The sequence below is a fragment of the Prosthecobacter fluviatilis genome, assembly GCF_042655725.1.
Taxonomy (GTDB): domain Bacteria; phylum Verrucomicrobiota; class Verrucomicrobiia; order Verrucomicrobiales; family Verrucomicrobiaceae; genus Prosthecobacter; species Prosthecobacter fluviatilis.
The window spans coordinates 554,020-579,098 of the sequence record NZ_JBHSMQ010000001.1; the positions used below are offsets into that span (position 1 = coordinate 554,020).

Here is a 25,079-nt window from a genome sequence, read left to right on the forward strand (position 1 = left end):
TGGGAGAAACGAGGCTGTTGGGAAAAAGAGTGTGGCAACCGGCTGTGGGGGATTGTGCAGCCGAAGCGAGTGCTTGCAAACTTTGGGTGACAGCTTCTGGTATCTTTGGCAGCCGGGGTGTCTTCACACTCTCTCAGAGAAAGGCGGGTTTTCGCCACATCCGTCCTGCTGGGCTAGTGCTCACCACGGGCCGTACTGCTGTAACTGCAGCGGGGCGGTGCGGATGAGGAAGTAGCCGTGGAAGGGCTGGATGGTGGCGGCGGGGGCGGGGGTGGTCTGCGGGGTCCAGGCGGGCGGGGTGGTGGTGCCGTCGAGGTAGTAGCCGGTGTAGTCGGTGGCGCCGGGGGTGGGGTCGCCGTCCCAGAGGCGGAGGCGGTCGGCGGTGTCGGGGCTGAGGCCGGAGGAGAGGCCGCTGACGGGGGCAGGGGTGGCCACGGGCCAGCCAGGGGCGATGAGCTGGGTGCCGGCAACAAGCGGTATGGCGAGGCTGGTCTGGCGGACTTCGCCGGTAAACATGAGGACATTGCCTGAGCCACGGATCTGCACCATGGCGGCCTCGTGGGCGGAGAAGGGGCGGGCGTTCATGCTGAGGACGTCGCTGAGCCAGTAACCGTTGCTGTTGGTGAGAGTGGTGTAGTTTCCGGCGGCGGGGTCAAAGAAGAGGACACGGTCTTCGCTGCTGAATGCGCCAGATGGGAGCAATTCGCCGAGGGTGTGATGCTGGCGGATGCTGATGCGCGCCCCGGCGAGGCCGCCGAGGTTCTGACCGCCCTGCAGGGCGACTGTGTTGCCGGAGCTGCTGGTGGCGTCGATCTCGAAGCGCTGTCCGGCCAGCGGGCCGTCGATGGCTTCAAGGTAGAACGAGCCGGCGGGCAGGGTGATGATGGCTGGCAGCATGACCTCGCCGCCACTAACGGAGACGGCGCGGCCGTTGAAGAAGGCAGCATTGAGCAGCGGCATGCTGAAGGTGCGTGAGCCAGTGGCGAAGTTCTGGCGGCTCCAGCCCTGGATGGCGGAGGTGACGGTGGCTTCGGAGATGCCATCACGGTTGGCGTCGAGATCGATACGGAGACGGACGTAGCCAGCGTCGATGCCTTTGAAAACGAGGAGTTTTTCGAGGTTTGAGTAGGAGCGGGTGAGGGTGCCGTCTGCGTTGATGGTGGTGGTGGCCGCCATGGAGAGCTTCTTCCAGGCGGAGGCATCGGCGGCTTTGCTCAGGTCTGTCAGCGTTTCGAGGCTGATGATGAGGTCGTCATGGGTGGCGGTGGGCACCGTCAGCTGGGCCACGAGGCTGCCGGTGGCGGCGTCGTGAGTGAGGGCGAAGCGGTTGGGCTGGAGCGGGCTGGCGGGATCTGTGCCAAGGGCGTACTCCATGAGGTTGGCGCTGCCGTCTTCGTCAGGGTCTGCGGTAGCACCGCCGATGTCGCTGCCCTGGCTCCAGGTGGCGAAGGTGCTGGCTCCGGGGAGCACGCTGGCGGTGAAGCCGCCGGTGACAATGTAGCGGCGGATGGCCGTGCTGGCGGCAAAGCCGGTGCCGGCAGGGGCGACGATGCCGAGGTCGCGGGTGAGGTCGACCCGGGCGTCCATGTCGTCATCGGTGGAGCCTTCAGCGCCGGATTCGGCCGCTCCCACAGGGCAGAAGCCGGGGCGGAGGGTGAAGATGGCTGTGCGGGCGCCATTGACGGCGGGGCTGCTGTTGAAAATGAGATCCTGGCCGACGTCGTCATCTCCGGCGACCACGGAAGACATGGGCAGGAGTCCTTCCAAGGGGGAGCCTGTGGTGAACTGAGAGGCGGGGATGTAAAGGAAGTAGGTTCCGGGGTTGAGTCCTTCGAGGTAGTAGCGGCCTTTGCAACTGCAGCCCGAGGTGCCGACGCTGACGGGGTCATCCACCCCGGGAGTGGCACCCTGGGCGTAGAGTTCGACATAGATGTTGCCGAGGCTTTCACCTTCGTTGCGGCGGCCGTCACCGTTGATGTCGAGGAAGATGAAGTTGCCGACGGCGACGCTGGACCAGAGGCCAAAGTCCACGGTGAGGTTGGTGTCTGCATCGCTGTCTCCATCCGTGGTGGATTCTGCGCCACCTGCGAGATTGATGACCGGGCTGAAGAGAGGTGTGCCGGAGCCGCCGGGCTGAGCGCCGTCGTTGTTGTTATCCACGTTGTCGTCAGAGGTGGAGGCGGTGCCGCCAGTGAAGAGGTAATCCGCAGGTGGCGTGACCTTGACGTAGTAATTGCCTGCGGGCAGGGAACTGAAGAGGTAGGCGCCGGTGGAGGTGGTGACGAAGTCGCTGCCGACTTGCGTGTCCGCCGCGGTGCCGCTGCCACCGATGGCGTTGTCATCTCCGGTGGAGAAGAGCTGGACGGTGGCTCCTGCCACGCCGGGCTCGCTGCTTTCCTTGAGGCCGTTGTTGTTGGAGTCCTCGTAAACAAGATTTCCGACAGAGAGTGTGCGCACCTGCAGGGTGAGGCTGAAGGACTGTGAACAGGCGTTGGCGTCAGTGACGCGGATCGTGACGGGGAAGGAGCCTTTGGCGGTAGGCGTGCCGCTGAGGGTGCCGGAGGGGGAGATGAGGACGCCGCCTGGCAGGTCACCGCTCTGGAGCGCGTAAGTGTAGGGGGCGGTGCCGCCGGAGGCGGTGAGAGCTTGTGTGTAAGAGGCACCAAGATAGGCGACGGGGAGTGCGGCGCTGGACGGGGCGAGGGCCAGGGTGGGGCACACGGGGGAGAGTGTGTAGGCGGCGGTGCCGGAGCAGCCGTCTGCAGCAGTCACCTTGACGGTGAAGGTGGCGGAAGCGGTGCCGGTGGTTGTGCCACTGATCGTGCCGCTGCTGCTGAGCGTGAGGCCGGTGGGCAGGGAACCGCTGGCGAGGGTGAAGGTGTAGGGGGAAACGCCGCCTGCGGGCGTGATGCTCTGAGAGTAGGCGGTGCCGACGACAGGAGCCGCCAGCGAGGAAGGAGACTGGGTGATGACCGGGCAGATCTTGATGGCGATGACCGAGCTGCCCTGGCAGCCGTTGGCATCCGTGGTGCGAATGGTGACGTTAACGCCTGCGCCATTGGAGGTGGCTGGCGTGCCGCTGATGACACCGCTGGTGGAGTTCAGGGTGAGGCCAGCAGGCAGGCTGCCGCCGGTGACCGTCCAAGAGGTGTAAGGAGCGATGCCGCCAGCGCCGGAGAGCGTCTGCGAGTAGGCCGTGCCGGCCGTGCCACTGGCGAGGGTTGCCGGGGTGATGGTGACAACGGGGCAGGCCGGTGTGACGGTGTATGTGGTGCTGCCTGTGCAGGCATTGGAGTCCGTGGCGCGCACGGTGAAAGTAGAGGCGGAAGTGCTGGTGGGTGTGCCGGAGATGACGCCCGTGGCGGGGTTCAAGCTCAGGCCCGCAGGCAGGCTGCCGCTGCTGATGGACCAGGTGATGGTGCCGATGCCGCCGCTGGAGGCGAGGGGCTGCGAGTAGGCGGTGTTGACGGTGCCGTTTGGCAGAGTGGCCGGAGTGACGGTGATGACGGGGCAGGCTGGAGCCATCGTGTAGCTGCGCGTGCCGGTGCAACCATTGGCGTCTGTGGCTGTGATCGTGAAGGTGGCAGAAGCCGTGGTGGTGGGGGTGCCTGTGAGCGCACCAGCGGAGCTGAGCGTGAGCCCTGCGGGCAGTGTGCCGGCGGAGACCGCAAAGGCATAGGGGGCAACGCCGCCAGAGCCGCTGATGGTCTGCGTGTAGCTGGTGCCAGCGGTGCTGGTGGGAAGGGTGGCCGGGCTGAGAGCGACGACCGGGCAGACCTTGAGCGAAATGACTGCGGAGACCTGGCAGCCACGTGCGTCCGTGGTGCGCACGGTCACGCTGACGGCAGGTCCGGTGGAGGCGGTTGGAGTGCCGGAGATGATGCCGGTGCTGGCATTGAGGGAGAGACCTGCTGGCAGCGTGCCGCTGGTGACCGTCCAGCTGCTGTAAGGTGCGGTGCCGCCGCTGCCGGCGAGCGTCTGGGAGTAGATGGAGCCCACCGTGCCGGTGACGGCTGTGGTGGGGGAAATGGCCATGGCCGGGCAGACTGGGGTGAGTGTGCAGCTCTGCGTGCCGGAGCAGCCGTTGGCGTCTGTGGCTTTGACTGTGAAGGTGGCGCTGTTAGGGCTGTCTGGCGTGCCACTCAGCACCCCGGCGCTGCTCAGGCTGGCCCAGGAGGGCAGCGCACCGCTGGCGATGGAGAAGGTGTAGGAGCCTGCGCCACCGGAGGCCGTGAAGGTCTGAGAGTAGGCGGTGCTCACGGTCGGTGTGGCTGGTGTGGCGGGGGCCAGCGTGATGACGGGGCAGACCTGAAGTGTGATGGCCTGTGTGCCCTGGCAGCCATTGGCATCTGTGGTGCGGATGGAGACGCTGACGCCAGTGCCGTTGGCAGCGGTGGGTGTGCCGGAGATGATGCCTGTGCCAGGATTGAGGGATAGGCCTGCGGGCAGTGTGCCGCTGGTGACTGTCCAACTGCCGTAAGGTGCGGTGCCGCCGGTGGCGGTGAGCGTCTGTGAGTAGGGGCTGCCCACCGTGCTCTGCGGAGGTGTGGCTGGCGCGATGGCAATGGCCGGGCAGTTCGGGGCGAGCGTGTAGCTTGCGGTGCCGGAGCAGCCGTTGGCATCCGTGGCGCGCACGGCGAATGTGGCGGGTGTGCCGCTGGTGGGGGTGCCTGTGATCACGCCGGCGGTGCTCAGCGTGGCCCAGGCGGGCAGGGAGCCGCTGGCGAGAGTGAAGCTGTAAGGCGAGGCTCCGCTGGAGGCGCTGAGGGACTGGGAATACGCGACGCCGATGACCGGTGTGGTCAGCGTGGCGGGAGAAAGCGTGATGGCCGGGCAGATTTGCAGCGTGACGGAGCGCGTGCCCTGGCAGCCATAGGTGTCATTCACACGCACCGTGATCGTGGTGGCAGGGCTGGCGGTGGCGGTGGGCGTACCGGAGATGACGCCGGTGGCGGAGTCGAGGGAAAGGCCTGCGGGAAGTGTGCCGCTGGTGACCGTCCAGCTGCTGTATGGCGCGGTGCCGCCGGCGGCGGTTAGCGTCTGCGAGTATGCGGTGCCCACTGTGCCCTGGGCAAGTGCCGACGGCGTGATGGTGACTGCCGGGCAGGCGGGGGTGAGCGTGTAGCTCAGCGTGCCTGTGCAGCCGTTTGCGTCTGTGGCACGCACGGAGAATGTGGCGGAAGCGGTGCTGGTGGGCGTGCCGCTGAGAACTCCTGAGGAACTCAGCGTGGCCCATGAAGGAAGCGTGCCGCTGGCAAGCGAGAAGGTGTATGGTGTTGCGCCGCCGGAGCCTGCCAGCGTCTGCGAGTAAGCTGTGCCCACCACTGGAGCCGGAAGCGTGGCCGGAGTGAGTGTGATGACGGGGCAGACCGTCATGGTGACAGTGCGGGTGGCCGTGCAACCGTTGGCGTCAGTGGCGCGGAAGGTGACGCTGACGCCGGCGCCGTTGCCAGTGGTCGGTGTGCCGGAGATCAGACCGGCGCTGATGCCGCTGGTGGTGTTGAGCGTCAGCCCTGCCGGCAGTGTGCCACTGGCGACGGTGAAGGTGTAGGGGGCTGTGCCGCCGCTGGCACTGAGCGTCTGCGAGTAGGCCGTGCCGACAGTGCCGCTGGGCAGGGTGACCGGATTGACGGTGATGGCCGGACACACTGGCGTGACGGTGTAGCTGCGCGTGCCTGTGCAGCCATAGGAGTCTGTGGCGACGATGCTGAAGGTGACGGCACTGCTGCTGGTAGGCGTGCCGGAGAGAACACCCCCACTGCTGAGGGCAAGCCCTGCGGGAAGCGTGCCGGTGCCGACGCTGTAAGTGTAAGGGGCCAGGCCACCCGTGGCGGTGACCGTCTGCGATGTCGCGGTGCCGACCGTCGGTGTGGTGAGCGTGGTGGGTGAAACTGAGATGGGAAGGCAGGTGATGGTGACGAGGCTGTCCTCCACTTCACCGGTGCCGCTGGCGCCGACGGAGGTGGGGCTCTGGGTGCTGGTGAGGCGGAAGCGTGCACCGCGCTGCCCAGGCACTGCGCCGACGGGCACGATGAAGTTCACAGCCTGCGCTGCGCCGTTGGTGCCGGTGGCGATGACTGTGTTCGTGGCGATCTGCTCACCTGCGTCGGCGAAGGAACCGTTGTTGTTGAAGTCGATCCAGGCGTTGAGGTAGCCGGGGGCTCCAGTGTTGTTGGTCACGACCACGGTGGCGCTGCCTGCGGTGCCGGGAGTCTGGCTGGGCAGGGTGACGCCGTCTTCGTCATCGCTTCCGGTGATGTCGTCACCTGTGGCGCTGGCGTTGAGCGTGGAGACGTATTCCGTGTCTGCAAGCGCGCCCATGCGGAGGTTGGAGCTGGCGAGGCTTGAGGCATCCGCAGCGCCGCTCCAGTCGCCGAAGTCGGTGGTCGGCACAGCGATGGAGGTGACGTAGTCTTCGACTTCGCCGCTGCCAGCGGTGCCGGTGATGCCGGGGGATGAGACGCTGGTGAGACGTACGCGCACGCCCAAGTTGGAGCCTGTCACGGCGCCTGCCGGGACGGTGATATTGAGATTCTGCGTGCTGTTGGTGATGCCTGAGGGGATGCTGACATCCGTGGCGATCTGCTCGCCTGCATCGCTGAGCACGCCGTTGTTGTTGAAGTCGATCCAGACGTTGAGATAGGCGGCGGAGCCAGAGGTGTTTGTGACAATGACCGGGATGGTGGCGGGAGCACCGGCGGTGAGGCTGGGCAGGGTGACGCCGTCTTCGTCATCGCTGCCTGTCGTATCGTCGCCTGTGGCGGACGCATTGAGGGTGGAGACGTATTCAGTGTCCACCAGGGCTCCGAGCCGAAGCGTGCTGTCGGCCGTTGAGGCTGCATCGCCAATGCCGCTCCAGTCCCCGTAGTCAAGCGGCGGGCTGATGATGGACACGACGTAATCTTCCACCTCGCCGGTGCCGGCTGCGCCGGTGGAGCCGGGGGATGAGACGCTGGTGAGACGCACGCGCACGCCCAAGTTGGAGCCTGTCACGGCACCTGCCGGGACGGTGATGTTGAGATTCTGCGTGCTGTTGGTCAGGCCGCTGGCGATGCTGACATCCGTGGCGATCTGCTCGCCTGCGTCTGTGAGCACGCCGTTGTTGTTGTAGTCGATCCAGACGTTGAGATAGGCGGCGGAGCCAGAGGTGTTTGTGACAACGACCGGGATGGTGGCGGGAGCACCGGCGGTGAGGCTGGGCAGGGTGACGCCATCTTCATCATCGCTGCCGGTGAGGTCGTCACCTGTGGCTGTGGTGTCTGTGGTGGCGCTGAATTCGGTGTCCACGAGGGCGCCGAGGCGCAGCTTGGCATTCGCCGTGCTCGAAGCCCCGGCAAAGCGGCTGAAGTCCCCGAAGTCGGTCGTCGGCACGGCAATGTTCACGACATAGTCTTCGACCTCACCATTGCCGCCGCCCGTGCCGGTAGAGCCTGGCGTGCTGGTGGCGGTGAGGCGGAAACGTGCGCCGAGATTGGTTCCAGTGACCGCGCTGGCAGGCACGATGACACTTTGATTGAGAGTCGCATTCGTCTGCCCGCTGGTGATGCTCACGTTGCTGGCGACCTGCTCGCCTGCGTCGGCAAAGGAGCCGTTGTTGTTGAAGTCAAACCAGGCGTTCAGGTAGGCTGTCGAGCCGCTGGTGTTGGTCACGGTGACCGGAACCTGATAGGTGCCGCCTGCCGTCATGGCTGGCAGAGCCACACCGTCTTCGTCTGCGAGATTGGTGGTGTCGTCTCCGGTGGCGGTGGCGTTTTTCGTGGAGCTGAACTCGGCATCTGTGAGCGCGCCAAGGCGGAGGCTGGAGACGACGGTGTTGGAGGCGTCGGCGATGCCGCTCCAGTCACCGTAGTCGGTGGTGGGGCCGACGATGCTGACGACATAATCCTCCACTTCACCCGAACCCGATGAAGTGCCGGTGGAGCCTGGGGAGGAGACTGATGTCAGGCGCACGCGCACTCCGACGGGTGTGCCGGCCACGGCATTGAGAGGCACGTTGATGTTAAGTTTTCTGGTGGCGTTGGAGGTGCCTGTGGCGATGGCGGTGTTGGTGGCGATCTGCTCGCCGGAGTCTGTCAGCAGACCGTTGTTGTTGTAGTCGATCCACGCATTGAGGTAGGCGGATGAGCCGGTGGTGTTGGAGACGACCACAGGGATGGTGGCAGAGGAGCCGGCGGTGAGGGTGGGAATGGTCACGCCATCCTCGTCATCGCTGCCGGTGATGTCATCACCCGTGGCGGTGGCGTTATTGTTGGCGGCGAATTCAGCATCGACCAGAGCACCGATCCTCAGCTTGCTGTTTGCGGTGCTGGCAGCGTTGCCAATGCCGCTGTTGTCACCAAAGTCGAGCGTGGGTGCCGCGATGCTGACCACATAGTCTTCGATTTCACCGATGGCGGCGTTGGCCCCGGTGGGACCAGGCGATGTCGGGGCGGAGAGGCGGAAGCGGGCACCGACATTCGTGCCTGTCACTGCGGCCAGAGGCACGGTGAAGGTGATGTTGAAGGAGGTGTCGCTGCTGCCATCCGGTATGTTGAGATTGGTGGCGATCTGCTCGCCGGCGGCCAGAGTGCCGTTGTTGTCGAAGTCGATCCAGGCGTTGAGGTAGCCCATGGCTCCGCTGGAGTTGGTGGCTACGACTGGGACGGTCAGTGTCTGGCCTGCGGTCATGGAGGGCAGGGTGACACCATCTTCGTCGTTGATGCCGGTGATGTCGTCACCGGTGGCGGTCGAGTTGCGTGTGGAGGTGTACTCGGCATCGACGCTGGCGCCCATGCGCAGGCTGGGGCTCACGCCCTGGGAGGCGTCTGCAAAGCTGCTGAAGTCGCCAAAGTCGGTGGTGGGAGCGGTGATGGTGACCACATAGTCTTCGATTTCGCCGGTGCCGACATTGCCGCTGGTGGCCGGCGAAGAGGTGGAGGTGAGCAGCACACGGACCCCGAGCGGTACACCCGTGAGCGTGGTGGCGGGGATGGTGGTGCTGAGGTTGACCGTGCTGTTGCTGGTGCCCGTGGTGATGGCGGTGTTGGTGGCGATCTGCTCCCCGGTATCTGCGAGCGAGCCGTTGCCGTTGTAATCGATCCAGGCGTTCAGATAGGCCGAGGAGCCTGTCGTGTTGGTGACGATGATCGGGATGGTGGCCGGAGCACCGGCGATCATGGAGGGAAGGGTGACTCCGTCTTCATCGTCCGCACCGGTGATGTCGTCGCCGGTGGCGGTGGCATTGGTGGTGGCGCTGTATTCCGTGTCTGTCAGAGCTCCCAGGCGCAGCCTGCTGTTGGTGGTGCCGCTGATGACGCTGAAGAGGGAGTAGTCGCCAAAGTCGGTGGTCGGCTGGGCGATGCTGACCACGTAGTCTTCCACTTCGCCGACGCCGCCGGAGCCGGTGGAACCTGGAGAGATGTCATTGGAGATACGCACGCGGACCCCGAGACTGGTGCCGGTGACAGCGGCAGCGGGGACGTTTGTGATGATGTTGTAGGTGCTGTTTGTGGCCCCGTTTACCACCGCGGTGTTGGTGGCGATCTGCTCGCCAGAATCGGTGAAGACGCCGTTGTTGTTGAAGTCGATCCAGGCGTTCAGGTAGGCGGGGGAGCCGGTGCTGTTGGTGGCGACAACGGAGACGGTGGCCGGAGCGCCGGCCGTCATGGAAGGCAGGGTGACTCCGTCTTCGTCATCCACTCCGTTCAGGTCGTCACCCGTGGCGGTGGCGTCGGTGGTGGCGGCGTACTCGGTGTCAACGAGGGCGCCAAGGCGGAGGTTGGTGCTGGCGGTATTGGAGACGCTGGGGGCGCCGCTGAAGTCACCGAAATCCGTGAGAGGAGCGAGAATGACGACGGTGTGGTCCTCCACTTCGCCGATGCCGACGCCGCCGGTGGAGCCCGGTGTCTGGACGTTGGTGAGGCGGAAGCGTGCGCCGATGAGAGCTGCGGCGGTGACGGCATTGGTCGGTACGTTGAAGTTCAGAGTGACCGTGCCGCCGCTGGTGCCGGTGATGACGTTGACATTGGTGGCGATCTGCTCGCCCGCGTCTGTGAGGACACCGTTGTTGTTGAAGTCGATCCAGGCGTTCAGATAGGCCGTGGAGCCGGTCAGATTGGTCACGGTGACCGGCAGGGACATGGGCTGCCCGGCGGTCATGGAGGGGAAGGTCACGCTGTCTTCGTCGTCGGTGCCTGTGGTGTCATCTCCCTGCGCGCTGGAGTCCTTGGTGGCGCTGCCTTCCAGATCCTGCAGGGCGCCGAGCCTTAGGCTGGAACTGCCCGTGCTGTAGGCGTCGGCAAAAAGAGAGAAGTCGCCATAGTCGGTGGTGGGTGCGACGATGGTGGTCACATAGTCCTCCACTTCACCGTTGCCGCTGGCGCCGGTCGGGCCGGGAGAGGAGGTGGAGGTGAGGCGCACGCGCACGCCAGCACTGCCGAGAGCTGCGCTGGCCGGAGCGGTGAAGGAAACGGTGCGGTTGGAATTGGAGGTGCCGGTGACGATGAGCGTGTTGGTGGCGATCTGCTCGCCAGCGTCTGAGAGCGAGCCGTTTTGATTGAAGTCGATCCAGGCATTGAGGAAGACTGTCGCGCCGCTGGTGTTGGTGACATTGACCGTGATCGAACTGGCTCCGCCCTGGGTGATGGTGGCAGGCAGGGTGACGCCGTCTTCGTCATCGCTGCCGGTGTTGTCATCGCCTGTGGCGGCGGTGTTGGTGGTGGCGGAGGCTTCCACATCGGTGAGCGCACCGATGCGCAGGGTGGAGTTCATCCGGCTGCTGGCATTGGCAAAAAGGCTGTAGTCACCGTAGTCGGAGTCTGGCGCAGGAGTGACGGTGTAGGAAAGCGAGCCGGTGCAGCCATTGGCATCCGTGGCGGTGACGGTGAAAGTGGAGGCAGTGGTGCTGGTCGGCGTGCCTGAGAGCACTCCGCCGGAGCTGAGCGTCAGTCCTGCGGGCAGAGAGCCGCTGCCCAGAGTGTAGGTGTAGGGGCTGGCGCCGCCGGAGGTGGTGATGGTCTGTGAATACGAGGTGTTGATCGTGCCGTTTGGCAGGCTGGCTGGGGTGAGCGTCAGCACGGGGCAGACCTGCAGGGTGACGGCCTGGGAGCCGGTGCAGCCATTCGCATCTGTGACGCGGATGGTGACGCTGGTGCCTGCGCCATTGGAGGTCGTGGGAGTGCCGGAGATGACGCCGGTGCTGGCATTGAGAGAGAGGCCTGCTGGCAGCGTGCCGCTGGTGACTGTCCACGAACCGTAAGGGGACAGGCCGCCGCTGGCGCTCATGGCCTGTGAGTAGGCCGTGCCCATGGTGGCACGTGCAGGGGTGACAGGGGCAACTGAGATGAGCGGGCAGGAGGGGGCAAGGGTGTAGGAGCGAGATCCCTGGCAGCCGTTTGCGTCTGTGGCGGTGATGGTGAACGTGCTGCTGCTGGTGGTGGTAGGCGTGCCGCTGAGAATGCCCGCGCTGCTCAGACTCAGGCCGGCGGGCAGCGTGCCGGTGCTGACGGTGAAGGTGTAGGCCGCCGCGCCGCCAGAAGCGGTGAGGGTCTGTGTGTAGGCACTGTTCACCGTGGGTGCGGTGAGTGTGGTGGGACTGACGGTGACCACCGGGCAGATCTTCAGCGTGACGGCCTGCGAGCCCTGGCAGCCGTTGGCGTCTGTGGTGCGCACGGTGAAGGATGCGCCGGCCCCATTGCTGGTGGTGGGAGTGCCGGAGATGACACCAGTGCTGGCATTGAGAGCGAGGCCGGCAGGCAGCGAGCCGCTGATGACCGTCCAAGAGCCATAGGGGGAGGAACCACCGCCGGCGCTCAGAGTCTGGGAGTAGGAGATGCCGACGGTGCCTGCGGTGAGCGCTGCCGGTGTGATGGTGAGAGAAGGGCAGGTCATCACCACGGAGTAGGTCTTGGACCCGGCGCAGCCGTTGGCGTCCGTGGCGCTGAGAGTGAAGCTGAAGGTGCCGGCCACATTGGGCGTGCCGCTGAGGACACCGGTGGTGGCATTCAGCGTGACACCTGAGGGCAGCGTGCCCGAGCTGAGCGCGTAGGTGTAAGGTGCGGTGCCGCCGGAGGCCGAGATGGTCTGCGAATACGCACTGCTGAGCGTGCCGCCGGGCAGTGTTGCCGGTGTGATGGAGACCGTCGGGCAGGTGGTGGTGGTGAGGTAATCTTCGACTTCACCATTGGTCGCAACGCCAAAGGCTCCGAGAGAGCCTGCGGTGCTGAGGCGCACGCGCAGGCCGACCTGCGCGAGGGCCGCATTGCCCGGCACGGTGCCGGTGACATTGACGCTCTGCTGTGAAGCGCCGGAGCTGACGGAAACGGAGCTGAGGGCTTCGGAGGGGTCCAGGAAGTCGCCGTCATTGTTCCAGTCGATGAAGGCAAAGACATTGGCGCTGGTTCCGGTGTTGTTGAACACAGAGACGGGGATGCTGAAGCTCTGGCCGCGAGCGAAGGCCGGCAGCGTGGTGATGGCGTCTTCGTCATCGGTGCCGCTGAGATCGTCGCCCGTGGCTGAGGAGTCGGGCTGGCCGTCGGATTCGATGTCAAGTGTGGCGCCGAGCCGCAGGTTGCTGTTGCGGTAATGGGATGGGCCGCTGTCGCTGTTGGTCGTCTGATAGTTGGCTGTGCCGGTGCCGATGCCTGTGTCTGGAAGATCACCCCAGTCACGGTTTCCTGAAATGACAAAGGTGAACTGCCTGGTGGCGGTGGCGGTGGCTGCGACGGTGGGAATGAACTGCACATCGTCGATGGCCATGCCGTCCAGGCCGTATGAGAAAACCATGCTGGAGGTCTGGGGCACGAAAGGCACGTCCAGCGTGGCCCAGTTGTCGAAGTTGGCGGCGTTGGCTGCGGGGAAGTTTACGTTTGCAGGGCCAAACAGGCTTGCGGCCGAGGCATTGTAGCCGGCGACCCACAGCGCATTGCTGTAGAATGGCGGCTGGGCTTCTGCCGTGGCCGGATTGGCAAAGGCACCGCGCATGGCATAGCGGACGCGCAGGGTGTAGGGGCGGCCCACAGTGAAGCCACTGACCGTGTGTGAGGCCCAGGAGTCCACAAACGGAGAGGCAAGGTACTGCAAGCCCGCCGGGGTCTGGCCCAGCAGCGAGTTGCTGGCATTGCTGTCATTGACGCCGTAGAGCTGCACTGCGGTGGTGGTGCCGGAGAGGGCGCTGTTGCCCAGTGTCCAGCCGGTAACGCTGGTGCGTGGCGTGAAGGTGATGGCGCTCCAGGCGTCCGTCTCTACGGAGCCGTTGGTCACGCTGACACTGGCGGGAGTGACGAGGGCGTCATCCACCGCGATGGTGACGACGTAGGTGCCGGGGGATGAGGGGGTGCCGGAGAGCACGCCGGTGCTGCTGTTGAGCGTCATGCCCGTGGGGAGCACGCCGGTGCTGACACGCCAGTTTTGATAGGGGCTGCTGCCGCCGGTAGCGGCAAGTGTGGTGGAGGTGTAGGCCGTGCCTTCCGTGCCGTTGGGCAGCGATGAGGTGGTGATACTCATGGCGGTGGTGACGCTGAGCTGGATGGTGGTGAAGCCCTGGCAGCCGCGGGCGTCCGTGGCGCGCACGGTGATGGCGCTGGTGCCCGTGGTGGAGGTGGTGCCGGAGATGACGCCCGCACTGCTCATGCTGAGGCCGGAGGGCAGGGTGCCCTGGGTGATGGCATAGGTGTAAGGCGCGGTGCCGCCGGTGGCGCTCAAGGTGGTGCTGTAGGCCACGCCGGAACTCACTGCGGGGACGGTAAGCGGGGTGATGCCGATGGCGGGGCAGGGGCGCAGGCCGAAGTCGATGGTGTATTCATCGCTGCCGAGATTGGAGGTGCCGGGCTCGGTGGCGGTGGCAAGTGTGAAGGGCATGCTGAAGACGGCAGCACCGACTCCGGCGAGCACAGCGTCCGAACTGCTGGTGAAGGAGCCGGCGGTCTGGACGCCGTTGCTGTCGTTATCGATGCCGTTGTCGATGAGCACGAAGCTGGTGCTGGCGAGCGGGAAGTCGAGATTGAGGCTGTAGGTGGTCGTGCCGGTGCCGTACTTGCTGGCGAAGACGGATTTGTTTGGCGGCGTGATCTTGAGGTAATAGACCCCTGTGGGAAGTTCGGTGAACTGATAGGCGCCAGTCCAGTCTGTGCGCGCTGTCAGGGTGGAGAAGCCGGATGCAATGGTGCCGTAGGTGCCGCTGGTGAGCATGCCACCGGAGCTGAGCACGGAGGCGTTGCCGCTGGTCACGGGTTGGTCATCGGCCGAGTTGACGCGGCCGTCCGCGCCTGCGCTCCAGATTTCCACCGGCACATTGGGGATGCCGCGTTCACCGGAATCCTTGAGCCCGTTGTTGTTCTCATCGAGGAAGACGAGATTGCCCACGCTCATGCCGCCAGAGCCGACACTGATGGTGTAGCTTTGAGTGGCGGTGCAGCCGTTGGCATCTGTAGCTCTGGCGGTGAAGACATACGCACCGCTGGCGCTGGCCACAGTGCCGCTGATGCCACCTGAGCTGCTCAAGGTCAGCCCTCCTGGCAGGGCGCCGCTGGAGACAGTCCATGTGTATGGAGCGGTGCCGTTGCTCGCGCTCAAGGTCTGACTGTAGGCGGAGTACTGGTTCGTGGCCGGCAGAGTCGCCGGAGTGATGGTCAGCGTGGGGCAGGCCCCTGTGGCCATGTAATCCTCCACTTCACCGTTGCTGGTGGTGCCGGTGGAGGCCAGGGTGGTGGCGGTGGCAAGACGGAAGCGTGCGCCGAAGGTGCCGATCACCGCCGTGCCGGGTGTGGTTCCGGTGATGTTGACGGTCTGCTGACTGGCTGATGAGCTGACTGCGACGGCGGTGAGGGCTTCTCCTGCGTCGGCGAAGTCACCGTCGTTGTTCCAGTCCATGAAGCCGAAGATGCGAGCGGTGCTGCCGGTGTTGTTAAAGACGGAGACAGGAATTGTGTATGGCTGGCCGCGGTTGAAAACCGGCATGCTGCTGATGCCGTCTTCATCTGCGCCGTCACCTGTTGCTGTGGCATTGGGCTGGCCGTCGGCCTCTGCATCCACGGTGGCGCCCAGGCGCAGCGTGGCGGAGGTGGCGGTATGGGAGGGGCCGCTGTCGCTGGTGAGGGTCTGGTAGTTGCCCGTGCCGGTGCCAGTGCCCGTGTCTGGCAGGTCACCATAGTCAAGCGTGTAGGCATTGACTGTGATGGCATAGTCCTCGACTTCGCCCTGAAGCGCCGAGCTGCCGCTGAAGGAGGGAGCCGTGCTGCCTTCGTTGACGATGATGCGCAGGTATTTGGTGCCGCCGGTGATGCCTGCGGGCGGGCTGAGCGTGGCGGTGATGGTGTTCGTCCCGGTGACAAGGCTGGAGGTGCTCAGCGAGACGGCTTCATTGGTGTCGAGGACATCATTGTCCCCATTCCAGTCCGCGAAGACGGCGATCCTGCCAGACGTCACCGGGCTGGTGAGTGTGACCGGGATTGTCAGCGTGCTGCTGGTGCCGATTTGCAGCGTGGGCATGGTCAGGTCTTCGTCATCGGTGCCGGTGGTGTCATCTGCCGTCGCGTTGCCAGAGGCTGGATTGCTGGTTTCCACGTCGGTGGCATTGGTGCCGATCTTGATCGATGTGCTGGCCACGCGAGAGGCTGAGGCAAAGCTGGGGTAGTCCCCGAAGTCCGCCGTGGATGCGTTCACAGTGACGAGGTAGTCCTCAACCTCACCCGTGCCGACGATGCCGTTGGAGGCGGGGATCGTCGTGCTGGCAAGGCGGACGCGGAGGCCGAGACTGGCCCCGAGCACTGCGGAGCTGGGAACGGTAAAGCTGAAGCTGAAGCTGCCATTGCTGGTGCCGTTGGGCACGCTGATCTCAGGGCCGAGCTCCTCATTGGCGGTCAGGTTGCCGTCGTTGTTCCAGTCTATCCAAGCCTTGAGGAAGCCGGCTGAGCCGAAGGCGTTTGTGGCGCTGATGGTGAGCGTTGCTGGCAGGTTCTGTGTGAGCGTGGGCAGCGTGGCCACCCCGTCCTCGTCGGCGCCGTCTCCGGTGGCGGTGCTGTTGGGCTGGCCGTTGCCTTCGGCATCGACGGTGGCACCGAGGCGCAACGAGCTGTTGGCGATGTGAGCAGGGCCGTTGTCGTTGGTGAGCGTCTGGTAGTTGCTGGCGGAAGTGCCGATTACGGAGTCGGGCAGATCTCCGTAATCCATGGTCGGCGAGGTAACGGTGATGGCATAGTCTTCGACTTCGCCCTTGAGACTGGAAGAGCCGTTGAAGGCTGGCGCAGCAGTGCCTTCGACGACAATAATGCGGATGAATTTGGTGCCGGTGCTGGTGCCGATGGGCGGGCTGAAAGTGGCGATGACGGTGTTGCTGCCGCCGATGAGGCCGGAACTGTTAAGAGCGACAGTCTCGTTGGCGTCCAGAGCATCTCCGTCTCCATTCCAGTCCGCCCAGACGCCGATGCGGCCAAGCATGACACTGCCGCTGAGAGTTATCGGGATGCTCATCGTCTGGTCGCCGCCGGAAACCACGGAAGGGATGACGAGATCTTCGTCATCGGTGCCGGTGGTGTCGTCTGCGTTGGCCGTGCCGGTGGTGGGATTGAGCGCTTCCGCATCGGTGGCGGCGGTGCCGACGAAGATCTCCGTACTCGCGATCTGGGAGGCGGCGGCGAAGGCGGGGTTGTCTCCAAAATCCGTCACTGCAGGAAGAATGTTGACGAGGTGATCCTCCACTTCTCCGTTGCCCGCATTTCCCGTGGAGCCCGGGGTGCTGACGGAGGTCAGGCGGACGCGGAGGCCGACCGTTCCGAGGACGGCAGTCGCGGGAGTGGTGAAGTTGATGTTGCGGCTGGTGCCGTTGGTGCCATTGGCGATGAGAATGTTGCTTGCGATCTGCTCCCCAGGGTCGGTGAGAACGCCGTTGCCATTGAAGTCCACCCAAGCGTGAAGGAAGGCGGAGCCACCGCTCAGGTTGGTGACAGTCACGGTCAGGGTGCTGGATGATCCCTGGTAAGCAGCGGGCACCTGGACTCCATCTTCGTCGTCCAAGCCTGTGAGGTCGTCTCCGGTCGCGTTTGCATTGGTGTTGGCGGAGTATTCCGAGTCTGTCAGGGGTCCGATGAAAAGATTGGAAACCAGGGCGCTGCCGGCAGAAGCAAAGGAGGCGTAGTCGCCGTAGTCCATGGCTGTCAGGAGTCCGAAGTCGATGGTGTTCTCCGTGTTGCCACCGCCTGAGGACATGCTGCCAGGCTCGGTGTTTTGGGCCAGCGTCACCACAGGGCTGTACACCGTCGTGCCCCGGCCTCCTGGCTGGGAGCCGTTGTTGTCACCGTCGTTTCCGTCATCACCTGCGACCGTGCTGCTGACCACGGAGTAGAGCGTGGAAGGGGTGACAGTGACAAAGTATTTCCCGGCTGCGAGTCCGGTGAAGCTGTAGGCTCCTGTGCCATCGGTGGTGGTGGTGGCAAGCAGGGTGTCCGCTGCGGTGCCCGAACCGCCAATGGCATTGTCCGAACCGGGAGCCCAAAGCCGAGCCGTAACGCCACCGATGCCGCTTTCGCCTGCATCCTGGGTGCCGCTGTTGTTGGAGTCATTCCAGACGAGGTCGCCAATGGAGAGAGTCTGGGAGATGCCAAAAGTGGCGTTGACGATGCCCGAGCTGCCGACGGTGACTGAGAGCCTGCCATCGACCGTGCCGTCACTCCCAGCCCCTGAACCGAGAAACTCACCCGCATTGAGCCAGCCCGTGGGCATGGCTGCGGCGGGTGCAGTAGAGCCCAGGCTGCCGTAGGAGGTGCTGAGCACGACGCGGTAGGAGGTGTTGGCCGAGGCACCGCCGAGGATGAACGTGCCGTCGCTTTTGACAGGGAAAGAGTCCACGAGATTGCCAGAGGTGTCGACCAGCATGGCGTAAAGGGTGCCGCTGGCATTGGTCCCGGTGCCGCTGATGATGCCGTCGGAAAGACCGTTGGGATCGTTGTACACAATGCCTTTAACCCCCAGGGATGTCACGGAGGAGGAAATGCCTTCGGACAAGTCAGTGTAGGAGGCGGTGGGCAGCGGACCCACTTTGACCGCCTTGGGCGAAGTGGTGTCATAACTGTCGATGCGATAAATGTTTGTGCCGGCGGAGCCAAGCGCATAGAGGCGTGAAACTCCACCCACGCCAGCGATCTGCACCGAGCTGTTGCTGGAGTAGGGGATCTGTGAGTCAACGCTTGCAGTCTTGGCTGCCGGTCCCGACGCGTTCATGCCATCGTCGATGAACTGGTTGAACAGTGTGTTGGCGTTGCTGATCACCGTGGAGGTGACGAGCAGGCCGTCCTGCGGGCGGATGACGAAGTCGCCACCATTGAAGGTCTGGGAAAGGTGGAAAAAGTTGGTGTAGTCGTTGAAAGCAGGGGAGGTGAGCCCCAGGCCGGTCGAGTTCAGATGCCAGACTGCCACGTTGTTGCTGAGCTGGCCGCCAGCATAGTATTCACCGTTATAGAACGCAGCGCGGGGGAAGGCGCCGGAGCTTGCCGAGCCTGAGACGGGGCTGCCGGTGTTGAGGGGGACGTTTGTCCGCGCTGAGTTTGTGACGAGCTGGTAGCTCCAGGTTTTGCTCACGTTGTCATAGGCGGCCGTGTACAAGCTGAAATTGTAGCCGCTGGAGCCGGTGGAGGTTGCGGCCCAGTAGAAGCGCCGGTTCAGCCAGTCGAGCGCCAGTCCGTTCATCATCGCGTCTGTTGCTCCGGTGTTGAAACCCGGAGAGGCTGCATTGAGGTCGAGAATGCCCGGATTGACTGAGACCGTGGGGGTGGAGGAGTTGGGGTTGTAAACCGAGATTTCGTCCAGGTAGAAGCGGGTGCCCACGGCACGGATCGTATAAAAGTAGTCACGGAAGTTGGAGGACGGGACCACGATGGTGGTGGTGTAGTCCTCCACTTCACCGTAACCGGAGGCGCCTGTGGGTCCCGGTGAGGCCGCGGAGGTCAGCCTAAAGCGTGCCCCCACGGTGCCGGTGGTGGCGTTGCTCGGGACATCAAAGTAGTAGGTCTGGTAGCCACTGGTGGTGCCGTCATCGACCACGGCGTCTGCGATGACCTGCTCTCCGGAATCTGCGACCGAGCCATTGTTGTTGAAGTCCACCCAGCCGTTGAGGTAGGCAGGTGCGCCCGTGGTGTTGTTGAGTTTGACGGTCACCGCGACGCCTGCCTGCCCTTGGACGAGGATGGCCTGGAGTGTCACTCCGTCTTCGTCATTGATGTTGGTGATGTCGTCACCCGTGGCCGCTAGATTGGTCACCGGCGTGTATTCGGTGTCCTCCAGGTCTCCCATGGTCAGGTCGCTGGAGTTGTAGCTGCTGGCATCTGCAAAGCGTGAATAGTCGCCATGGTCGGAGGCGGGCAGGACGGTGATCGCGTAGTCCTCCACCTCGCCTGTGCCGGAGATTCCGGAGCTGCCCGGGGTGGCGGTGGAGGTCAGCCTGAAGCGGGCGCCGATCACACCCGTGGAGGCGGAGCTTGGCACGGTGAAGGTGTAGGTGCGGCTGCCGCCGCTCGTTCCGGTGCTGACCAAATCATTGAGCACGATCTGCTCACCGCTGTCGGTGAGGATGCCATTGTTGTTAAAGTCGATCCAGCCGTTGAGATAGGCGTCCGCTCCGGTGGTGTTGGTGACGTTGACTGTCACGGTCACGCCTGGCTGCCCCTGGATAACGGAGGCTGGCAGGGTCACGCCGTCTTCGTCGTCGCTGCCATTGGTGTCGTCTCCCGTGGCTGCCGCATTGGCGAGATTGGAGTTTTCACCGTCCACCAGCGCTCCCATACGTAGGGAGGTTGAAAGGGTGCTGCCTGCGATGTCAAAGGCGGAGTCGTCGCCGAAGTCGGTGGGGGGGAGGATGTTGACTGCGTAGTCTTCGACTTCACCGTTGCCGCTGGCTCCGGTGGCGCCGGGGCTGCTGGTGGAGGTCAGACGCACACGCACTCCTGTGATGCCTGCCGTGGCGCCGGCCGGAACGGTGAAGCTCACCGTACGGTTGGAGTTGGAGGTGCCGGTGGCGATGATTGTGTTGGTGGCGATCTGCTCGCCGCTGTCTGTCAGCACTCCGTTGTTGTTGTAGTCGATCCAGGCGTTCAGGTAAGCCGTGGCCCCTGTCGTGTTGGTGAGGTTCACCGTGATTGAATTCGACGTGCCCTGCGCCAAATAAGCCGGCAGTGTGACGCCGTCTTCATCAGCGAGGTCGGTGATGTTGTCACCGGTGGCGGTGGCATTCGTGGTGGGTGCGGATTCGGCGTCTGTCAGCGCGCCGAGCCTGAGAGTGGAAACCAAGGCGCTGCTGGCGCTTCCGAATCCTGCATAGTCACCGAAATCCGTGGGCGAGGCCGGAGTTAGAGTGTAGGCGCGCGAAGCGGAGCAGCCATTGATGTCCGTCACTGCAATGGTGAAGGATGCCGCAGCGGTCGAGGTGGCACGCCCTGAAATGACACCCGCAGCGGTGTCCAGCGAGAGCCCGGCCGGCAGTGAGCCACTGTTGATGGAGTATGCATAAGGCGCTGTGCCGCCCGTGATGCTGAAGGTCTGGCTGTAGGCGGAGTACGCCATGCAGGAGGAGAGTGTGGGCGGGCTCAAGGTGACGGCTGAACAGGCCAGCAGGCTGTAGGACTGGGTGTTGCTGTAGCCATAATTGTCCGTGGCGCGAAGGGTGAAGTTAGAATTTGAGGCGCTGGTGGGCGTGCCGCTGATCAATCCGGTGCTGGCATTCAGTGTGAGGCCCGCGGGCAGGGAGCCTGAGGCAAGGCTCCAGGTATAGGTGGGGGATGAGCGCACGACGCTGAGTCCGTCAGGGGCCCCGATGAGCTTGAAGGCGGAGCTGAAAGTGCTCAGCGTGCCGGGGGCAGCGAAGAGCTCGATGGCTTCGCCGCCTGCAAGTTCGAAAAACACAAGCTCTATGACGTGGGTTCCTGCCGTCAGTGTCACGGTGCCGAATTTGTCGGTGGTCGCGTGCTGTGTGTCGTCATTGATGACAGTCGTGCCGTCGATTTTGACGCGCGCACCATCGTCAGAGTTTGTGGCAAAGGTCCATGCGCCGGCGGTCGGAATCGTGATGATGCCCGTGGCTTTCAGGGCGAAATTGTCGCCCGGTCCAGCGGGAAAGTCGGTGTCTGTGTAGTGGCCGCCGCCGGCGCCGCTGCTGTTGTAGGAGATCGTGGATGCCGAGCCGGTCCAGTTGCTAGTACGGTTGGTGCCTGCGAGCACGGCGTCCGCAGCGGCGAGAGTGCCGACTGAAGAGGAGGAGAAAGCCTGCTGGACGTCAAAGCCAGACTCCTGCGCCGTGACCACCTGAGAGTAGGGGGTGCCGACGGTCGGCGGAAGGAGCGTTGTGGGGGTGATGAAAATGCCGTTCACAATCTGCAGCAGCAGCGTTGCAGAGCCCTGGCAGCCTGCGCCGTCTGTGGCGGTGAATGTGAGGTTGACCCCGTCGGCATTGCCGGTGGTAGGCGTGCCTGAAATCTCCCCTGTTGAAGTGTTCAAAGAGAGGCCTGCCGGCATGGTGCCGGAGGTCAGCGCCCAGCTGTAGCTACCGGTGCCACCCGTGGCGGCCAAAGTCTGAGAATAGGGCCTGCCCACCGCGCCGCCAGACAGTGAGGAGGTGCTGAGAGTGATGGTCGGGCAGACAATGGTGGTGATGTAGTCTTCGACCTCACCGTTGCCCTTCAGGCCGATAGGGCCTGGAGAGCTGGTGGATGTCAGGCGCACGCGGACACCCGCCGTGCCCATGGAGGCCGTGGCGGGAACCGTGAAGGTCACGGTTCTGTTGGAATTGGATGTGCCGGTGGCGATCGTTGTGTTGGTGGCGATCTGCTCACCAGCGTCGGTGAGCACGCCGTTGCGGTTGTAGTCGATCCAGGCGTTGAGGTACACCGTGGCTCCGCTGCTGTTGGTGACGTTGACGGTGATGCTACCGGAAGTGCCTGTCACCAAGCTGGCGGGCACCGTCACGCCATCTTCATCGTCGCTGCCGGTGACGTCGTCACCGGTGGCGGTGGTGTTTGCGGTGATGGCCGTTTCACTGTCTGTGGTGGGGCCGATCCTGATGCTGCTGACGGTGGTGCTGCTGGCACTGCCGAAAAGGGAGTAGTCGCTGAAGTCGGTCGCGGCATTGGCCGCCGTGAAAGCGGCAAACAAAACACCCCACATTGAAACGAAGAAACGTGCCGGCGAAAAGCGGCCCGTTGGTTCGAATAATCGTGATGCGTTTTCCCTCATGGGGTGTCTTCAGATCAGAGCAGGGGGGCGGGTCAGGCGCGGCGTGTGCGACGTGTCAGATGTGCGGCTGCTGCCGCCAGCAACAGGAGGGCAGAGCCCGGTTCTGGAACCACGGCGGTCTGCAGGCTGAATACACCCGGTGTCGTGGAGTAGGTCCCGGGGCCCTGGACCCCATTGGCACCGCCAATGATGGCGGAGTTGGCGTCGGTCAGCTGCCAGACGAAGGAACCGCTGGTGTTTGATGGGTCTGGAATGATCCAGTCATCAGCCTGATCGCCAACAGGTGAGCCGTCGGTTACCAGCGCCCATTCACTGCTGGGCACGATGCTTTTTGAATTGTAAGCCCAGAGGTAAACCGTGTCTCCCATGGTGAAGGTGTCTCCAGGGTTTGCGTCGCTGGAGCTCGATGTGCCGTCAGGGTTGAGATCGACGGTGGCGACGAAAAACTGCCCGTCCGGGATGGGCAGAGGATTCCAGCCGTTGCTGTCCGGAGCAAAGACGCGGTCAATGACATGCCAGTTGGCCTCCCACTGGTCAACGTTCTGGTAGGTGGGGGTGAAGCCGCCAGTAAACGTCCCAATTTCAAAGGAATAAGTCTCATCCAGGATGTCGCCGGCGCTATTGAAGAGATTGTCGTTGAAATTGCTGCCCCAGAAGACCGTGCTGGCCTGAGCACCTTGGATCCACGCCAGTGCCAGAGAGAGGCAGAGGAGTCTGGGTAGTGAAGAGGTCTTTTTCATCGGGGGCTTTTGGCTGTTGGCGGCGGGAAAAAAATCGGAGGAACGAGTGCGGTGGGAGGCTTCCGGACAGGGATGTAATTGAGTTTTAAGTCCTTATATATCACATGTATTATAATTATAATAACAACAATGCCAGTAAACAAGTCTGAATTCAAATTTATTTGGAAAGCTTGACTTTTTACCCTTTTATTAGTCATGCTCTTCCACGGTGCGGGGTATCTGCTGGCAGGCCACGATCCCAGCCTGGGCGCTTTGGGGCCGAATGACCGGCGGCCCTGTCCTGCGGTCCCAAGCCTGTTCTGTCCTTAAGTGCAGAATCTCATGGCGTTGGTCCATGTCGCGGCTAATGGAGCCGATGAAGTTGGAACAAGGTCAGATTTGGAAGCAGGGAGAGAATTACATCCGCATTGTGGAATGGGCGCGTCTGTCCATCGAGTACAAGGTCATGAAGGACCCCATCTCCAAGGTGGGAACGATGCACAAAGCCACCAAGAAGGAATTTTGCCGCCTCCTCAAAGGTGCCGTGCTGCTGAAGCCGGAGGATCTGCCTTCCGCAGAGGCACCAGCCGAGGAGGAGGAAGAATTCTCCGCCGAGCTTGAAAAGGCCATCAGCCAGAGCATTGCAGCGGACCTCCGCTGCATCCTCGATGAAGCCAATGACGGTGATAGCGATTTGGTGCTGGAAGCTCACGCCCGCCTCAAGGACGTTGTCAGCACCACCGATCTCCCACTGCTGTTGGATGCGCTGAAGTCGCCTGACAATAATTTCTGGTCCCGGGAACTCATCGGCGAACTGGTGGCGAAAACGGGCGGCTCAGACTGTCTGGCAGATCTGCTCGAAGCTCTTGCCGCAGGAGTTGCCGAAGGCCATGACAACGATGGCCTGCAGAGCAGCCTCATTATGCTGGCCAAGGGCGAGCCGGTAGAATGCCGTCGGAAGCTGAGCGAAATGCTGGCCGGGCCAAATTTTAAAAATCAAGAGGCTGCAGAGTGGCTCCTGACATTCATCCCATAACCTTCACACCGTCTCAAAGAACATCGTCAACTCGTGCCGGTTGTACGTCAGGTGCGTCTGCGCAAAGAGGCGCAGACCGGCAGAAATGGACATGCCGACGATGAGGCGGAAGAGCTCGTTGGGCTCCTCCAGGGAATCCACGCGAGGCAATTTGAGCGTGAAAACGACGAGGCCTCCCTTCTTTAGAAACCGGGAAAGGCGGATGACCTGCTCGATGGATTCCTCCGGCGGTCCGTTCATATCACACAGCAGCGCGTCATAAGTGGTGCCTGCGCGTGGCTGAAAGGTGGCTACGTCCTCGAGGAAAAACCTCAGGCCGGGGCGGCCGTCGAGACGTTTGTCGAGCGGGGCACGATCAATCGCCGTCACGCGCTGATTGCGGGCGAGCAGTTCCGACGTCATGCCGCCGGGGCAGGCCCCCAGCTCGATCCAGTGAGATCCCTCCTGCATCGGTGGGCGGTAAAGGAGCAGGAAATGCAGAGCCTCCGCGATTTTGGCGCCCGCGCGGCTGATGGTGTCCGGTGAATCCTGGTCGATGTATTTGCTGCCACCGGCATAGAGGCCGTTTGAGGCGCGAGGGCTCTGCATACCGCAAAACAGTCCCTCTTTGCCGACGAGACAAAACAGGGTCTCCGCCTCCGGGGACTGCTCCTCCACGGTCGCGGCGGGCAGCTTGGGGAACAGCTGGAGGACCCGTCCGCGGAGGTTGGACGCCAGTCCTTTGTAATATTTGTCCGGAGAGGTGGGCTGCAGCGTACCGATGAAGATTCCCTGGGGATTGCGGCTGCCGAATTTTTTGAGCAGTGTCTGCGCGGCCTTTTCGATGAAACCGTCCATCTTTTGAGGATTGCAGGGCCAGGTATGCTCCATGGGCAGATTCCAGCGCGCAAACTTCGCTGCTTCAGACTGACGGACAGCCGCCGGATTTGCTGTCTTGATCAGATAATAGTCGAGCCCCAGCCGGGTGCTGGAGAGTGCCCCCATCTGGCGCAGAATGGGAGATGAAATCCCTGAGAAAATTTCAGGGATGCGCACCAGCCACGGGTGCTGGTCCTGGGAGGCGGTGTTCGTTGCGCGGTCGGTCATGCATGAGTGCACTCGTCCTGCATTGAGCTGTCTGCAAGCGGAGGCGT

General features: G+C 63.5%; 4 protein-coding genes. 1 reads left to right on the plus strand and 3 read right to left on the minus strand.

Annotation, left to right across the window (positions count from 1 at the left end):
• Positions 1-180: 180 nt before the first annotated feature.
• On the minus strand, positions 181-22,110 hold the full coding sequence (locus ACFQDI_RS02075) for a putative Ig domain-containing protein (protein WP_377162888.1): 21,930 nt from the start codon (positions 22,108-22,110) through the stop codon (positions 181-183).
• 113 nt (positions 22,111-22,223) lie between these two features.
• Positions 22,224-22,931: a PEP-CTERM sorting domain-containing protein gene (locus ACFQDI_RS02080; RefSeq protein ID WP_377162890.1), complete on the minus strand. Its 708-nt coding sequence runs from the start codon at positions 22,929-22,931 to the stop codon at positions 22,224-22,226.
• A gap of 355 nt (positions 22,932-23,286) precedes the next feature.
• Between ACFQDI_RS02080 and ACFQDI_RS02085 the strand changes: the two genes are divergently transcribed.
• Complete coding sequence (locus ACFQDI_RS02085) at positions 23,287-23,946, plus strand: hypothetical protein (RefSeq protein WP_377162892.1); 660 nt, start codon at positions 23,287-23,289, stop codon at positions 23,944-23,946.
• 3 nt (positions 23,947-23,949) lie between these two features.
• Here the strand turns inward: ACFQDI_RS02085 and ACFQDI_RS02090 are convergent, their stop codons facing one another.
• A complete protein-coding gene (locus ACFQDI_RS02090) occupies positions 23,950-25,032 on the minus strand; it encodes an SAM-dependent methyltransferase (RefSeq protein WP_377162894.1) in 1,083 nt (360 codons plus the stop codon).
• Positions 25,033-25,079: the final 47 nt, after the last annotated feature.

Excerpts from the sequence above, each read along its gene's own strand:
- ACFQDI_RS02080 (WP_377162890.1), bottom strand. The coding sequence starts at position 22,931 with ATGAAAAAGACCTCTTCACTACCCAGACTCCTCTGCCTCTCTCTGGCA.
- ACFQDI_RS02085 (WP_377162892.1), top strand. The coding sequence starts at position 23,287 with ATGAAGTTGGAACAAGGTCAGATTTGGAAGCAGGGAGAGAATTACATC.
- ACFQDI_RS02090 (WP_377162894.1), bottom strand. The coding sequence starts at position 25,032 with ATGACCGACCGCGCAACGAACACCGCCTCCCAGGACCAGCACCCGTGG.